Source organism: Mumia spirodelae, from assembly GCF_050632745.1.
Lineage (GTDB): Bacteria > Actinomycetota > Actinomycetes > Propionibacteriales > Nocardioidaceae > Mumia.
Genome location: NZ_JBODSD010000002.1, coordinates 336,039 through 349,713, shown reverse-complemented (window position 1 = coordinate 349,713; position 13,675 = coordinate 336,039). Strand labels below are relative to the sequence as shown.

Below are 13,675 nucleotides of genomic sequence, written 5' to 3'. Positions count from 1 at the left end.
CGACGCGTGCGCCGGACGTCCGAGGTGGCCAACGTGTGGAACGACCGATCGCGAGGCGGGTTCGACGAGCTCGACACCCGCCGTTCGTCGGTGGCCAGCACGACCCAGATGTGGACCGAGGCGTGCTCGCGGATGCTCGTCCCGCTCACGATCAGCGGCCCTGACCGCGTCGTCCACGGGCACATCACGATGCGGGAGCACGACGGCGTGCGCGCCTGCACGCTGCAGGGCACCGCGCACGTCGCCCGCCGCAGCCCCGAGCTCGCCGCGGCCGGGGGCGACTACGTCAAGCTCTGCCTCGGCCTCGGCGGCCACATGGCGCTGCGTCAGCACGACCGCGTCCACACCCTCGCGCGCGGGGACGTGGTCGTCTACGACACCGCCGACCCGTACGAGGCGGGGAGCACGCTGCCGTTCGGCATCCTGCTGCTCCTCGTCCCGCGCAGCGCCCTCGGGGTGTCGCGCGACCAGCTCGCGATGAAGGCCGCGCGGCCGCTCACCGGCGACAACCTCGTCCCGCTGCGGGAGGCGATGCTCGCGAGCGCGCGGGGCGAGTTCCGCTCCGCCGGGCAGCTGGCCGACCTCGCGGCGCGGGTCGTCCGGGACACGCCGGCGTTCCGGCTGGCGCCGGGGACCGACCACCGCCAGATCGTGGAGGCCGCGCAGCAGCACGTCGAGACCCGGCTCGCCGACCCGACGCTCGACGCGGCCGCCGTCGCCGCGCTCACCGGTGTCTCGCGGCGTCGGCTGTACGAGGCGTTCGCGGCCGAGCTCGGGCCCGTCGCGACCTACATCCGCGACCGCCGGATCGCGCGCGCCCGCGACCTGCTCCTGAGCGCGGAGCACGCCAACACCTCCATCGCCGAGATCGGCGCCGCGGTCGGGCTGCCGGACCCCTCGCACTTCAGCCGGGCGTTCCACCGCGAGAACGGCCTCTCGCCCCGGGCGTACCGCGCCCGCGGGCTCGGCTGAGCCCCGCCCGCGCCTGCTCGACGCCATCGCCGGCTCCGACGGGGTTGTCCACAAGGTGGGCTCGGGGTCTGTTCGTGTGACACCCGTTTACGGCAGTATTCCCGCACGAGAACCGCCGTGGGGAGTCCCGTGACGACGAGCAGCCTGGCCGACGAGGTCCGCGCGCACGTGCGCGCCCAGGGCGTCGACCCGCTCCGTGACGCCGCCACCGTGCGGCGCATCGCCGAGCAGGTCGCGGCCGCGCACGACCAGCGCAGCCTCACGGGCGCGGTCGCGCCGCTGACCGATCCCGACGCCACGATCGGCGAGCTGGTCGCCGCCGTGGCCGGGCTCGGCCCGCTCCAGCCCTACCTCGACGACCCCGAGGTCGAGGAGATCTGGATCAACGAGCCGTCCCGCGTGTTCGTGGCGCGCGGCGGCCGGCACGAGCTGACCTCGGTGATCCTGACCCCCGTCGAGGTGCGGGAGCTGGTCGAGCGGATGCTCGCGACCAGCGGCCGGCGGCTCGACATGAGCCAGCCGTTCGTGGACGCGACACTGCCCGGCGGGCACCGGCTGCACGTCGTGCTCGAGGGCATCGCGCGCGGGTTCGCCGCCGTCAACGTGCGCAAGTTCGGAGCGCGGTTCCGCGGTCTGGGCGACCTCGTCGCCGCCGGAGCGCTGACCGAGCACGCGGCGGCGTTCCTGCGGGCGAGCGTGGTCTCGGGCCACAACGTCCTCGTCTCGGGCGGGACGCAGTGCGGCAAGACGACCTTCCTCAACGCGCTCGCCGCCGAGGTGCCCGGCACGGAGCGCATCGTGTCCGCGGAGGAGGTCTTCGAGCTCAGGTTCTCGCACCCGGACTGGGTCGCGCTGCAGACCCGCCAGGCCGGGCTCGAGGGCACCGGCGAGATCCGGCTGCGGACCCTGGTCAAGGAGGCGTTGCGGATGCGGCCCTCCCGGCTGGTGATCGGCGAGGTGCGGGCGGAGGAGTGCTTCGACCTGCTGCTCGCGCTCAACGCGGGCCTTCCCGGGATGGCCACCCTGCACGCGTCGTCGGCCCGGCAGGCCCTGGTCAAGATGTGCACGCTCCCGTTGCTGGCCGGCGAGAACATCTCCGCGAGGTTCGTCGTCCCCACGGTCGCGACGTGCGTCGACCACGTCGTCCACCTCGGCATGGACGCGCAGGGGCGCCGCAGCGTGCGCGAGATCGCCGCGGTCAGCGGCCGGGTCGAGAACGAGGTCATCGAGACCGAGTCCCTGTTCGTCCACCGCGACGGCGCGCTCGTCCGTGCGAGCGGCACGCCCGCTCGTACGGAGCGGTTCGTCCAGGCGGGCATCGACGTGGCGGCTCTCCTGCGGACGGAGGACTGATGGGCTATCTCGTCGGGCTCGGCGTGGGGGTCGGGCTCCTCATGGTGTGGTCCGGCCTGACCGCGCCTCCCCGTGTCCACGACCCGCACGACCGCCGGCCGGGGCGCCTCGACGAGCTCCTCGCTCGCGCCGGCGTGGACGGGACCACGGCACGGGGCCTCCTCACGGTCTGCGTGTTGTGCGGCCTGCTCGGGCTCGTGCTCGCGCTGCTGATCACCGCGACGCCGACCGTGGCGCTGGTCGCCGCCGCGGGAGCCTCGTACCTGCCGCTCGCGGTGGTCCGCAGCCGCGCGGGTCGCGTCGCCGAGGAGCGTGCGGCGGCGTGGCCGGAGGCGGTCGACCATCTCGCCTCCGCCGTCCGCGCCGGGATGTCGCTCCCGGAGGCCGTCGCAGGGCTCGGCGAGCGCGGGCCCGAGCCGTTGCGCGAGCCGTTCGCCGCGTTCGCCCGCGACTACCAGGCGAGCGGGCGGTTCTCCGAGAGCCTCGACGCCCTCAAGGCGCGGCTCGCCGATCCCGTCGGGGACCGGGTCGTCGAGGCGCTGCGCGTGGCGCGCGACGTCGGGGGCGGCGACCTCGGGCGGATGCTGCGGACGCTGTCGGCCTTCCTCCGCGACGACCTCCGGACCCGCGGCGAGCTCGTCGCGCGTCAGGCGTGGACCGTCAACGGTGCGCGGCTCGCCGTGGCCGCTCCGTGGATCGTGCTCGCGCTGATGTCGTTGCAGCGTGACGCGATCACCCGGTTCGGGTCGGGGACCGGGCTGGTCCTGCTCGTGGTCGGGCTCGTCGTGTGCGTGCTGGCCTACCGGCTCATGCTCCTCATCGGGCGCCTCCCTCGAGAACCACGGGTCCTGCGGTGACGGCCCCGCTGCTCGGCGCGGTCCTCGCGGCCGGCATCGCCCTCGGACTGCTCGAGCTCGTCCGCGTCGCCCGGCTGCGTCGACGCCCGTCGTTGGAGAGCCGGGTCGCGCCGTACGTCCGCGACGTGACGGTCGGGACGCCCCGACCGCGTGACGGCCCGGAGCCGTGGACGGCCGGCCGGGCGGTCTTCGGCCCCGCCGTACGCGGTGGGGCGGACGTAGTCGAGCGGGTCCTGGGCGGCAGCTCCTCCGTACGGCGGCGTCTCCGCAGGCTGCGGTCCCCGCTCACCCTCGAGGAGTTCCGGGCGAGCCAGGTCGTGTCGGGGGTGGCGGCCTTCGGCGCCGCTGCCACGATCCTCCTCACCTGGGGTCTCGTGGCGGACGTACGCCCGCTTGCCGGCCTGGTCCTGTGCCTGGCCGCAGGAGTCTCGGGGGTGCTTGCGCGCGACGTGGCGCTGACCCGCGCGGTGCAGCGCCACGAGGAACGCGTCGCTCGGGAGTTCCCCTCGATCGCCGACCTCATGGCGCTCGCCGTCGCCGCCGGCGAGGGGCCGGTCTCCGCGTTGGAGCGCGTCGCCGACGTCAGCGACGGCGCCCTCTCCAGCGACCTCCGTGCCGTCGTCGCGGACGTCCGCACCGGCCGTCCGCTCACCGATGCGCTCGACGACCTGTCCGCGCGGACGGGCGTCCCGGCCGTCGCGCGGTTCGCCGAGACCCTCGCGGTCGCCGTCGAGCGAGGGACCCCGCTGGTCGACGTCCTGCACGCCCAGGCAGCAGACGTCCGCGAGGCGGGCCGCCGCGAGCTGGTCGAGTCCGGCGCCCGCCGCGAGGTGCTGATGCTCGTGCCCGTCGTGTTCCTGGTCCTTCCCGTGACCGTGCTGTTCGCGTTCTACCCCGGCCTGGTGAGCCTCTCGCTCACCACGCCCTGACCCTTCGAGGAGCGTCCATGTCCGTCACCACCCCCGCGCGTCCGTCGCGTGCCGTGCGCGCCTTTCGCGCCGTTCACTGCAGGCTGCGCCACCGCGACGAGCGCGGCGACGTCCCCGGATGGGTGATGATCACTGTGATGTCGGCCGGACTGGTCGCCGGCCTCACCGCAGTCGCGGGCCCGCGGCTGAAGACGATGCTCGAGGCCGCGCTGACGTCCGTCGGAGGATGAGCCTCGTACGCCCTCGCGTCCGCCGCGGTCGGGGACGGAGCCCTGACGACGGGTCCGCTGTCGCGGAGTTCTGCCTCGTCATGGTGGTCCTGGTGCCGCTCGTCCTCGCGATCGTCCAGGTGGGCCTCGTGCTCCACGTCCGCAACACCTTGACGGCGGCGGCCGCGGACGGAGCGCGGGCCGCGTCGCGCGACGGCGCCTCACCACAGCTGGGATCCGCACGAACCCGCGACCAGATCACCCAGGCGCTGTCCGCGCGCTACGCCCGCGACGTCCGTGCCGAGCGGAGCACCGTCGGCGGCCAGCCGGTCGTGGTGGTCCGTGCCCGCGCGAGCGTCCCGGCCCTCGGGATGTTCGGTTCGACGGTCGAGGTCGAGGGCGTCGGTCGCGCCGTCGTCGAGGCGGGGTCAGCGTGACGTCGCGCCGTCGTCGCGACCGGGGAGACCGGGGCTCCGCGGTGGTGGAGACGACGTGGCTCGCGCTCCTCCTTCTGATCCCGCTCGTGTACGTGGTGATCGCGGTCTTCGAGGTCCAACGCGCGGCGTACGGCGTGAGCGCCGCCGGCCGGGCCGCGGGACGCGCGTTCGTGCAGGCGCCCGATCCCGGGGTCGCCGAGGCGCGCGCCGTCCGCGCCGCGGAGCTGGTCCTCGAGGACCACCGGATCTCTGCGTCGGAGGGTTCGGTCCGCGTCCGCTGCACGGGCGGACCGTGCCTCAGCCCGGGGTCCTCGGTCGTGGTGACGGTGAGCTCCCGTGCACCGCTGCCCTTCCTGCCCGACGTCCTCGGCGGTGCGCGTCCGAGCGTGCGCGTCTCCAGCACCCACACCGAGCCGTACGGCCGCTTCCGCGAGGACCGTTCGTGAGCGCAGCGAGACCGGCAGGGACGCCGGTACGGAGCGAGGGCGGCCAGGTGACCGTCATGATCGTCGGGTTCTTCGTCGTCGCTGGTCTCGTCGTCGCGATGGCGGTCAACGCCTCGACGGCCTACCTCGCTCAGCGGCGTCTCGCCGACCTTGCCGACGGCGCAGCGCTCGCGGCGAGCGAGGGCGTGGCGCGCGCGAGCCTGTACGGCGCGGGGGAGGGGACGATCGCGCTGGACGCCGGAGCGGCACGGGCCGTCGTCGGCGACTACCTCCGTACGACGGGTGCTGACGCGGGGGTCGACAGCCTGGTGTGGGACGTCGAGCAGACGGGGGACGCGGTGCGGGTGCGCCTGCGCGGCACGGTCCGGATGCCGCTGGCGCCGCCGGGGTGGGACGGGACGACGCAGGTCGACGCGGACGCCGTCGTCGAGCTGCGGATCAGCTGATCGGCCGTCTCCGCTCGTGCCGTGCGCATCACCGCAGGTCAGAGGGTGTTTTCGCGTTAAGGGGTACCCCCGGTTTGACCGCCAAAAACCGACCCTGTAATGTTCTTCTTGTTGCCGGGGACGGCGGCGGGCAAGGCCGAGAGGCCGGGCACGCGGCCCTGGCGATAATCACCTCAAGCAAGAACCTAGCCGGTTCCGCACGCGTGGAACAGGTGAGGGTCGCTGCTCGGTGCGCTCCGGGAGCCCGGTTTGGGAGCCTGTGAAGCACCTGGTAGGTTTGGGGGTCGCGCCTTGATCTGATGCCTGTGTGGGTTGAGGGTTTTGTGTGTCTGATGTTTGAGAACTCAACAGTGTGCTAAAAGTCGACGAGATAATCAGTAGACCCTTTTGGCAGGCCGGTTTGGTCTGTCGGGTCAGATTCCGTGACAAATTATTTGTCAGCAAATAGTTAGTCCGGGTCAACAGAAGTTGTTGCCCTGCTTTTGGTGGGGTTTTCGACGGAGAGTTTGATCCTGGCTCAGGACGAACGCTGGCGGCGTGCTTAACACATGCAAGTCGAGCGGTAAGGCCCTTCGGGGTACACGAGCGGCGAACGGGTGAGTAACACGTGAGTAATCTGCCCTCCACTCTGGGATAACCATTGGAAACGGTGGCTAATACCGGATATGACCTTTGCCCGCATGGGTGTTGGTGGAAAGTTTTTCGGTGGGGGATGAGCTCGCGGCCTATCAGCTTGTTGGTGGGGTGATGGCCTACCAAGGCGACGACGGGTAGCCGGCCTGAGAGGGTGACCGGCCACACTGGGACTGAGACACGGCCCAGACTCCTACGGGAGGCAGCAGTGGGGAATATTGGACAATGGGCGAAAGCCTGATCCAGCAACGCCGCGTGAGGGATGACGGCCTTCGGGTTGTAAACCTCTTTCAGTAGGGACGAAGCGCAAGTGACGGTACCTACAGAAGAAGGACCGGCCAACTACGTGCCAGCAGCCGCGGTAATACGTAGGGTCCGAGCGTTGTCCGGAATTATTGGGCGTAAAGGGCTCGTAGGCGGTTTGTCGCGTCGGGAGTGAAAACTTGGGGCTTAACCCCATTCGTGCTTCCGATACGGGCAGACTAGAGGCAGGCAGGGGAGAACGGAATTCCTGGTGTAGCGGTGGAATGCGCAGATATCAGGAGGAACACCGGTGGCGAAGGCGGTTCTCTGGGCCTGTTCTGACGCTGAGGAGCGAAAGCATGGGGAGCGAACAGGATTAGATACCCTGGTAGTCCATGCCGTAAACGTTGGGCGCTAGGTGTGGGATCCATTCCACGGGTTCCGTGCCGCAGCTAACGCATTAAGCGCCCCGCCTGGGGAGTACGGCCGCAAGGCTAAAACTCAAAGGAATTGACGGGGGCCCGCACAAGCGGCGGAGCATGCTGATTAATTCGATGCAACGCGAAGAACCTTACCTGGGTTTGACATACACCAGAAGCCTGCAGAGATGTGGGTCTCTTTGGACACTGGTGTACAGGTGGTGCATGGCTGTCGTCAGCTCGTGTCGTGAGATGTTGGGTTAAGTCCCGCAACGAGCGCAACCCTTGTCCTATGTTGCCAGCACGTAGTGGTGGGGACTCATAGGAGACTGCCGGGGTCAACTCGGAGGAAGGTGGGGATGACGTCAAGTCATCATGCCCCTTATGTCCAGGGCTTCAAGCATGCTACAATGGCCGGTACAAAGGGCTGCGAAACTGCAAGGTGGAGCGAATCCCAAAAAGCCGGTCTCAGTTCGGATTGGGGTCTGCAACTCGACCCCATGAAGTCGGAGTCGCTAGTAATCGCAGATCAGCAACGCTGCGGTGAATACGTTCCCGGGCCTTGTACACACCGCCCGTCACGTCATGAAAGTCGGCAACACCCGAAGCCGGTGGCCTAACCCCTTGTGGGAGGGAGCTGTCGAAGGTGGGGCTGGCGATTGGGACGAAGTCGTAACAAGGTAGCCGTACCGGAAGGTGCGGCTGGATCACCTCCTTTCTAAGGAGCATTGCTCATCTGCTCGCATCCTGGTGGTGTGGGTGGGTGTGTTCCCGGCTTGATCACGCGAGTGTCGTGGTGGTCGGGTGCTCAGATGGTGGAACGTCGATTATTCAGTCTGGTTCTGCTGGCCTGGTCTTAGTACTGCTTGCCTTTCGGGGTGGGTGTGGAAGGGGCGTGGGTTGGTGGGGTCGGGTTGGGCACACTGTTGGGTCCTGAGGCATCAGGCGCTCCTGGTTCCTGCCGGTTGGTGGGGGTTGGGGGTGCGGTTGTCTTGGTTCCGGCCATGTCGGCCACGGAGTTGGTTCTGTGGTGCGGGGTGGTTGCGGGTTGTGGTTTGAGAACTTCACAGTGGACGCGAGTGTCTTTGTAGTGTGTGTATTTTGCAAGCTACTAAGGGCACATGGTGGATGCCTTGGCATCGAGAGCCGATGAAGGACGTAGGAGTCTGCGATAAGCCCTGGGGAGCTGACAACCGAGCTGTGATCCAGGGGTGTCCGAATGGGGAAACCCGGCCAGAGTTATGTCTGGTCACCGGCGCCTGAACACATAGGGCGTGCGGAGGGAACGTGGGGAAGTGAAACATCTCAGTACCCACAGGAAGAGAAAACAACCGTGATTCCGTGAGTAGTGGCGAGCGAAAGCGGATGAGGCTAAACCGTGCAGATGTTAAAGACGGCAGTCGTTGTCTGTGCGGGGTCGTGGGAGCGTGCTTGCTGGTTCTGCCGAGCCGGCGGGAAGTGATAAAGCTCAGTTGAAGTCGAAGGGCCTGGAATGGTCCGGCGTAGAGGGTGAGACCCCTGTAGACGTAAGTCTGAGCCTTCCTTGCATGTTTCCCGAGTAACGCGTGACTCCTGGAATTGCGCGTGAATTTGGCGGGACCACCCGTTAAGCCTAAATACTCCTCGATGACCGATAGCGGACCAGTACCGTGAGGGAAAGGTGAAAAGTACCCCGGGAGGGGAGTGAAATAGTACCTGAAACCATGTGCCTACAATCCGTCGGAGCCTTGACTTTGGTCGGGGTGACGGCGTGCCTTTTGAAGAATGAGCCTGCGAGTTAGTGGTACGTGGCGAGGTTAACCCGTTGTGGGGTAGCCGTAGCGAAAGCGAGTCCGAACAGGGCGTTGAGTCGCGTGCTCTAGACCCGAAGCGGAGTGATCTATCCATGGGCAGGTTGAAGCGCGGGTAAGACCGCGTGGAGGACCGAACCCACTTAGGTTAAAAACTGAGGGGATGACCTGTGGATAGGGGTGAAAGGCCAATCAAACTCCGTGATAGCTGGTTCTCCCCGAAATGCATTTAGGTGCAGCGTCGTTTGTTTCTTGCCGGAGGTAGAGCACTGGATGGTCTAGGGGGCCTACAAGCTTACCGAAATCAGCCAAACTCCGAATGCCGGCAAGTGAGAGAGCGGCAGTGAGACTGCGGGGGATAAGCTCCGTAGTCGAGAGGGAAACAGCCCAGACCATCAGCTAAGGCCCCTAAGCGGTTGCTAAGTGGAAAAGGATGTGGAGTCGCAGAGACAACCAGGAGGTTGGCTTAGAAGCAGCCACCCTTGAAAGAGTGCGTAATAGCTCACTGGTCAAGTGATTCTGCGCCGACAATTTAGCGGGGCTCAAGCAATCCGCCGAAGCTATGGCATTCACATGTGTACTCGGCCCCTTGTGGGTCCAGGTGTGTGGATGGGTAGGGGAGCGTCGTGTGGCGTGTGAAGCGGCGGGGTGACCCAGCCGTGGATGCCACACGAGTGAGAATGCAGGCATGAGTAGCGAATGAAGAGTGAGAAACTCTTCCGCCGAATGACCAAGGGTTCCAGGGTCAAGCTAATCTGCCCTGGGTAAGTCGGGACCTAAGGCGAGGCCGACAGGCGTAGTCGATGGACAACGGGTTGATATTCCCGTACCGGCGTTGGTGCGCCCATGCTGAATCAGTGATGCTAAGCACCCGTCCTGCGCGTGACTGCCCTTCGGGGTGGCGTGTTGCAGGTTCGCGTGTGACCCGATCTGGTAGTAGGCAAGTGATGGGGTGACGCAGGAAGGTAGCTCATCGCGGCGATGGTTGTCCGCGTGTAAGGATGTAGGGCGGCAGATAGGTAAATCCGTCTGCCATGTGCCTGAGATCTGATGCCGAGCCGTTTCAGGTGAAGTGAGTGATCCTATGCTGTCGAGAAAAGCCTCTAGCGAGTACCAGAGCCGCCCGTACCCCAAACCGACACAGGTGGTCAGGTAGAGAATACCGAGGCGATCGAGTGAATCGTGGTTAAGGAACTCGGCAAAATGCCCCCGTAACTTCGGGAGAAGGGGGGCCTGATTCGTGAACACCCTTGCGGTGGGAGCGTTGATGGCCGCAGAGACCAGGCCCAAGCGACTGTTTACTAAAAACACAGGTCCGTGCGAAGAAGTAATTCGATGTATACGGACTGACTCCTGCCCGGTGCTGGAAGGTTAAGGGGACGCGTTAGCACTTCGGTGCGAAGCGCTGAACTTAAGCCCCAGTAAACGGCGGTGGTAACTATAACCATCCTAAGGTAGCGAAATTCCTTGTCGGGTAAGTTCCGACCTGCACGAATGGAGTAACGACTTGGGCGCTGTCTCAACCGCGAGCTCGGCGAAATTGCACTACGAGTAAAGATGCTCGTTACGCGCGGCAGGACGGAAAGACCCCGGGACCTTCACTACAGCTTGGTATTGGTGTTTGGTTCGACTTGTGTAGGATAGGTGGGAGACTGTGAAGCGGCCACGCCAGTGGTTGTGGAGTCGCTGTTGAAATACCACTCTGGTCGTACTAGATATCTAACTTAGGTCCGTGATCCGGATCAGGGACAGTGCCTGGTGGGTAGTTTAACTGGGGCGGTTGCCTCCTAAAATGTAACGGAGGCGCCCAAAGGTTCCCTCAGCCTGGTTGGCAATCAGGTGTTGAGTGTAAGTGCACAAGGGAGCTTGACTGTGACACCGACGGGTGGAGCAGGGACGAAAGTCGGGACTAGTGACCCGGCGCTGGCATGTGGAAGCGGCGTCGCTCAACGGATAAAAGGTACCCCGGGGATAACAGGCTGATCTTCCCCAAGAGTCCATATCGACGGGATGGTTTGGCACCTCGATGTCGGCTCGTCGCATCCTGGGGCTGGAGCAGGTCCCAAGGGTTGGGCTGTTCGCCCATTAAAGCGGCACGCGAGCTGGGTTTAGAACGTCGTGAGACAGTTCGGTCCCTATCCGCCGCGCGCGTAGGAAACTTGAGAAAGGCTGTCCCTAGTACGAGAGGACCGGGATGGACGAACCTCTGGTGTGTCAGTTGTTCTGCCAAGAGCACTGCTGATTAGCTACGTTCGGGAGTGATAACCGCTGAAAGCATCTAAGCGGGAAGCACGTTTCAAGATGAGGTTTCCCACCCCTTGTGGGTTAAGGCCCCCAGTAGACCACTGGGTTGATAGGCCGGAAGTGGAAGCGCAGCAATGCGTGTAGCTGACCGGTACTAATAGGCCGAGGGCTTGTCTACACACACTTCAATGACACTTATGCGTCCACTGTGAGGTTCTGGGATCACAACCCAGAACCCAAAACCGAATACTTCAGTTTTGGGGTTGTAACCCGAAGGGTTACGGCGGCCATGGCGAAGGGGAAACACCCGGTAACATTCCGAACCCGGAAGTTAAGCCCTTCAGCGCCGATGGTACTGCACGGGAGACTGTGTGGGAGAGTAGGACGCCGCCGGACAAAATTTAGGCTGAAGGCCGTCACCTGTGGTGACGGCCTTCAGTCATTTCTGCGTTGTCGCCCGAGTGACCTCTGCGTCAGCGCCAGAATGCGGTGAGGTGCTCCGCGACGGCCCTGCCGTGCTCGTGGCCGGCCTGCGCCGCGTCGGGCCGCAGAGACCCATCCATCGCGCGCGCGCCGAACAGGTGCGCGGCGCTGCTGTCGGGAACGACCGTCTCCACCCTGCTGCCTCCAGTGCGCAGCGCGGCTACCTGTGACGCCAGGTCCAGGCCCCAGTCGGGCGGCGTCCGTGTTCTGCCTCCGAAGGGCGAGAGGACGAGTACCCGTGCGTAGCCCGCCGCGAGATCGGCGTTCTCGGCGTTGGTCCGGTAGCCCCCGTCGATGTACTGGGCCTTCCCGATCGTGTACGCGGAGCCGCTGGAACAGCTGGCCGCGACAGCGTCCGCCAGGTCGACGCCACTCTCGCGGTCGAACACGACCGGCTCACCGGTGCGGGCATCGACAGCCGTGATGAGGACGGTGCGCTGCGGCCACTGCTGGCTCGGCAGCCGTGCAGCGACGGTCGCCCGCCATCGTGACTGCGTGCTCCTGTCGGAGGCAGCCGCCCGCTCGATCGCCGCCGCACCCATCCTGCGGCGCAGGTCGGCCGGGTCTTCTGCGGAGGCGATGATCCGCCGCGTCCGCTCGAGGTGGTCCAGCGTCGGCCTGACGGCCGCGCCTCGTCGGTCGTGTGCGTGCGACGGCGGCCGCGGTGGAGGTGGCGCGTCGAGGATGGCCGCGAGCAGGTCCGGCGGCGACGCGCCGGCGATCTGGGCCGCGGCCGTCGAGCCGGCCGACGTTCCGACGGTGACGTCGGCGGTGGTGACGTCCAGCCCGGCGTCGTACAGACCGGCGAGGACGCCGATCAGCCAGGCGTTTCCGGTCGATCCGCCGCCACCGAGGACCAAGGCGTGCTCCCCGGCGGCGGTCAGCCGCGGAGTGGCGTCGATCTGGGGCTGTGAAGCAGGTGTGGTGTTCATGGGAGTCGCCTTTCGCGAGGTGCGAGACGGGCGCTCCCGGTGGCGACTACCTCGGTCGCTCGATCGTGGACGGCAGGGGAGCACCCACTGGGGACACTGCGGACATGGGTCTCACCTCCTGCCGGTCGAGCACGATCGCGACGACGCTAGTCGTGGGGTCGCGGTGACGCAACCGAGTTCACGCCCAGCGCCGCATGACCATGCCGACGCGCGGCTTCGGACGGAACCATGACGACTTGTGCGGCAGCAGCCGGCCCGTCGTCGCCGCGCGCGTCACCGTGTCGAGCAACGGCGTCGAGAGCAGGAGGGCGACACCGCCCTCGACGGCCGCCGTACGCGCAGCCATCCGGAGGTCCGGCTCGTAGCTGACCGCCTCGGACTCGAGACCGTGGTGAGGGGTGAAGACGTCCTCCACCCAGCAGGGGGCGCACTCGTACGCGTTGACGCCCAGGAACCGCCGGCCGTCGGTGAGGACGCAGCGCGTCTCCCCGTGCTCCACGAACGCGGCTGCGGTGTCGACGTCGTCGAGCTCCACCACGGGCAGGGGGAGTCCCTTGAGCGCGTCGTCGAGGTCCAGCCTCGCGACCACGCGGTGGATCGGCCCCACGTCGAGCGCGGGCGGGTCGAGCACGAGTGTCAGCGCCAGCCGGCCCTCGCGGTCCGGTGCGGTGCGCCAGGCCGCGTACCGGTGGTGGCCGTCGGCGATGACCAGCGACTGGTCCGCCAGGCGCTCGCCGAGGGCGTCGAGCGTCGGGGGGTCCGTGATGGCCCAGACCTCGTCGGATCGTGCGTCGTCGAGGGCGACGTGGTCCGCAGGGCGCGTGAGGGTCGCCGCGAGAAGGGGGCCGACGGGCTCGTCGGTGGTGTACGCGGTGATCGGCTCCCACTGCGCACGCGTGGCCTCGGCGAGACGGGCCTGGCGGATCGCGTACGCGGCGATCACGTCCTCGTGCGGGCGCAGGCGACCGGCCTCGAGGTCGACGAGGACGACGACGCCCACCGCCTCGCGGCCGGCGTCGACCGTCCGGTACGCGTAGAAGGAAGGCTCGGCGTCGACCGCGAGCACGCCCTCCGTGAGCCAGGCCGCGGCGGTGCGCGCGGCCTCGTACGGGTCGTCGTCGCGGAACGCGGGCTCGAGGAGCCGGAGCACGTGGTGCTCCGGGAGCTCCTGGGGGACGCGCGACCAGCTGACGGAGGGAACGTAGGTCCGGGAGGAGACGGCCTCGGTGCCGCCCGCGAAACCCACAGCCCGGAACGGTCGGATCGCGGCGTTGTCCACCGG

General features: G+C 67.0%; 10 protein-coding genes and 3 rRNA genes. 11 read left to right on the top strand and 2 right to left on the bottom strand.

Going from position 1 to position 13,675, the window contains the following annotated elements; genetic code table 11:
* Window positions 1-33 precede the first annotated feature (33 nt).
* From ACQSSQ_RS11305 to rrf, 11 genes are all read left to right on the top strand, one after another.
* Complete coding sequence (locus ACQSSQ_RS11305) at window positions 34-972, top strand: helix-turn-helix domain-containing protein (protein WP_431327180.1); 939 nt, start codon at window positions 34-36, stop codon at window positions 970-972.
* A gap of 129 nt (window positions 973-1,101) precedes the next feature.
* Window positions 1,102-2,325 (top strand): TadA family conjugal transfer-associated ATPase, encoded by a 1,224-nt coding sequence (locus ACQSSQ_RS11300; RefSeq protein WP_431327179.1) that lies wholly within the window; start codon window positions 1,102-1,104, stop codon window positions 2,323-2,325.
* A complete protein-coding gene (locus tag ACQSSQ_RS11295; protein WP_431327178.1) occupies window positions 2,325-3,182 on the top strand; it encodes a type II secretion system F family protein in 858 nt (285 codons plus the stop codon). Before ACQSSQ_RS11300 ends, ACQSSQ_RS11295 begins: the two co-directional genes overlap by 1 nt.
* Window positions 3,179-4,111 carry a type II secretion system F family protein gene (locus ACQSSQ_RS11290; RefSeq protein ID WP_431327177.1) on the top strand — a complete coding sequence of 311 codons (933 nt, stop codon included), beginning with the start codon at window positions 3,179-3,181 and terminating at the stop codon, window positions 4,109-4,111. The genes ACQSSQ_RS11295 and ACQSSQ_RS11290 overlap by 4 nt, the downstream gene beginning before the upstream one ends.
* 17 nt (window positions 4,112-4,128) lie before the next feature.
* A complete protein-coding gene (locus ACQSSQ_RS11285) occupies window positions 4,129-4,341 on the top strand; it encodes a hypothetical protein (RefSeq protein ID WP_431327176.1) in 213 nt (70 codons plus the stop codon).
* The gene (locus ACQSSQ_RS11280; RefSeq protein ID WP_431327175.1) at window positions 4,338-4,757 is read left to right on the top strand and encodes a TadE/TadG family type IV pilus assembly protein; all 420 of its coding nucleotides are present in this window, start codon (window positions 4,338-4,340) and stop codon (window positions 4,755-4,757) included. Before ACQSSQ_RS11285 ends, ACQSSQ_RS11280 begins: the two co-directional genes overlap by 4 nt.
* Window positions 4,754-5,203 carry a hypothetical protein gene (locus ACQSSQ_RS11275; protein ID WP_431327174.1) on the top strand — a complete coding sequence of 150 codons (450 nt, stop codon included), beginning with the start codon at window positions 4,754-4,756 and terminating at the stop codon, window positions 5,201-5,203. The genes ACQSSQ_RS11280 and ACQSSQ_RS11275 overlap by 4 nt, the downstream gene beginning before the upstream one ends.
* Complete coding sequence (locus tag ACQSSQ_RS11270) at window positions 5,200-5,649, top strand: pilus assembly protein TadG-related protein (RefSeq protein WP_431327173.1); 450 nt, start codon at window positions 5,200-5,202, stop codon at window positions 5,647-5,649. Before ACQSSQ_RS11275 ends, ACQSSQ_RS11270 begins: the two co-directional genes overlap by 4 nt.
* A gap of 494 nt (window positions 5,650-6,143) precedes the next feature.
* Window positions 6,144-7,662, top strand: a 16S ribosomal RNA gene (locus ACQSSQ_RS11265).
* A gap of 383 nt (window positions 7,663-8,045) precedes the next feature.
* Window positions 8,046-11,156 (top strand): 23S ribosomal RNA (locus ACQSSQ_RS11260).
* Window positions 11,157-11,257: 101 nt separating this feature from the next.
* Window positions 11,258-11,374, top strand: a 5S ribosomal RNA gene (gene rrf / locus ACQSSQ_RS11255).
* The 16S, 23S and 5S rRNA genes sit together here, the layout of an rRNA operon.
* A gap of 77 nt (window positions 11,375-11,451) precedes the next feature.
* Here rrf and ACQSSQ_RS11250 read toward each other — a convergent pair.
* Both ACQSSQ_RS11250 and ACQSSQ_RS11245 read right to left on the bottom strand, forming a co-directional pair.
* Window positions 11,452-12,393 carry a patatin-like phospholipase family protein gene (locus ACQSSQ_RS11250; protein WP_431327172.1) on the bottom strand — a complete coding sequence of 314 codons (942 nt, stop codon included), beginning with the start codon at window positions 12,391-12,393 and terminating at the stop codon, window positions 11,452-11,454.
* A gap of 178 nt (window positions 12,394-12,571) precedes the next feature.
* Window positions 12,572-13,672: a DUF1015 family protein gene (locus ACQSSQ_RS11245; protein WP_431327171.1), complete on the bottom strand. Its 1,101-nt coding sequence runs from the start codon at window positions 13,670-13,672 to the stop codon at window positions 12,572-12,574.
* Window positions 13,673-13,675 lie beyond the last annotated feature (3 nt).